This window comes from Pseudomonas sp. P7758 (genome assembly GCF_013386485.1).
In the GTDB taxonomy this organism is placed as follows: domain Bacteria; phylum Pseudomonadota; class Gammaproteobacteria; order Pseudomonadales; family Pseudomonadaceae; genus Aquipseudomonas.
Map to the genome: position 1 here is coordinate 1 of NZ_JACARS010000224.1, position 1,488 is coordinate 1,488.

At 57.5% G+C, this 1,488-nt stretch carries 2 protein-coding genes; one reads left to right on the forward strand and one right to left on the reverse strand.

The window, feature by feature from the left end; genetic code table 11:
- Positions 1-326, reverse strand: a 326-nt coding sequence (locus HX873_RS30845; RefSeq protein WP_177123742.1) for an iron-containing alcohol dehydrogenase, incomplete at its 3' end; no start/stop codon positions are given.
- Between the two features lie 127 nt (positions 327-453).
- Here HX873_RS30845 and HX873_RS30850 point away from each other — a divergent pair.
- Positions 454-1,470 (forward strand): DUF4917 family protein, encoded by a 1,017-nt coding sequence (locus tag HX873_RS30850; RefSeq protein WP_003212103.1) that lies wholly within the window; start codon positions 454-456, stop codon positions 1,468-1,470.
- Positions 1,471-1,488 lie beyond the last annotated feature (18 nt).

Here is a 1,488-nt window from a genome sequence, read left to right on the forward strand (position 1 = left end):
CACAGGGCAATGCCCTTGGCACAGTCATGGGGTGAGCCACCGCCCAGTGACACCACGAAATCACAGGCGCTCTGCTGCAGCAGTGCCAGGCCTTTTTCGACGTTATCGACGTTCGGGTTGGGCTTGGCGCCGTCATAGATCACCGAGTCGATGTCTTGCATCGCAAGCTTCTCGGCGATCATGCTGGCCACACCTGCCTTGGCCATCCCGGCGTCAGTGACGATCAGCGCCTTGCGAAAACCGTAGTTGCGAATCGCGGTCATGGCTTCGTCGAGGCAGTCGAGGCCCATGATGTTGACGGCGGGAATGAAGAAGGTGCTGCTCATGGTGGCTAATCCTTTAAAGTCGTTATGCCTACAGCATCGACCTCGATTGCCTGCGGCATCTTGACCAGGATCAACGCCCGCTCGTGATAAAGTCACCGCCCAGCCGATTTCGAGTAGACCCGCCGCAATGAAGGATTCCCAGGATTTTGATGCCCACCTAGAAGACTGGAACGCCTTGCGCAGCAGTACCGCCATCAGCGGGATCCTGATCGGCAACGGCGCCAGCCGCGCAGTGTGGGAAGATTTTGCCTACGACTCGCTGTTCGAAAACGCCCGCACCGTGGAAGAAAAACCTCTGAGCCAGTCCGAACTCAGCGTGTTTGACGCGATGCAGACCCGCAGCTTCGAGCAGGTGCTGGGTGCACTGAAAACCACCAGCCGGGTCAACAAGGCCCTGGCGGTCAGCTCGGCTGCGCCGCGTAATCGCTATTACGCGATCAAGGAAGCGCTGATCAATACGATCCACAGCGTGCATATTCCGTGGCGCCTGGTGAAGCCGTCGACACTGGCGACCCTCCATCAGGAGCTGGCGAGTTACCCGACGGTGTTCACCAGCAATTACGACCTGCTCAACTACTGGGCGATCCTGCATGCGCCGGGCATCGACGATCTGTTTCGCAGTGCCGATGCGAGCTTTGACCTGCGCAATACTGCCTGCGACACCACGCGCATTTTGTATCTGCATGGTGGTTTGCACCTTGTGCGTAACCTTGACGGTACGGCGCGTAAATTGCCGACCACTGACAGCACGTTGCTCAGCAGTTTTGCGATCAACAACACGATCAAGACGCTGGATGATGTGCCGTTGTTTGTCAGCGAGGGCAAGGTTGAGGAGAAGCTGAAGACCATTCGCAGTTCTGACTATTTGTCGTTCTGTTATGAGCAGTTGTTGGGCCATGAAGGTGGGCTATGCATCTTTGGGCATCACCTCGGCGCGCAGGATGTGCATCTGGTGCAGGCGATTCGACAGGCGAAGATCAGCACGTTGGCGATTTCGGTGTTTGGCCGCAGTGCAGGGTTTATCCAGCAGCAGAAGCGGCGTTTTGCGGAGTTGTTTGAGGGGATGGAGGTGGAGTTGCGGTTTTTTGATGCGCGTAGTCATGCGCTTGGGAATTCGGGGCTTTCGGTGCCCGTGGAGCGGTGATGGTAGTTGGGGTGAGGT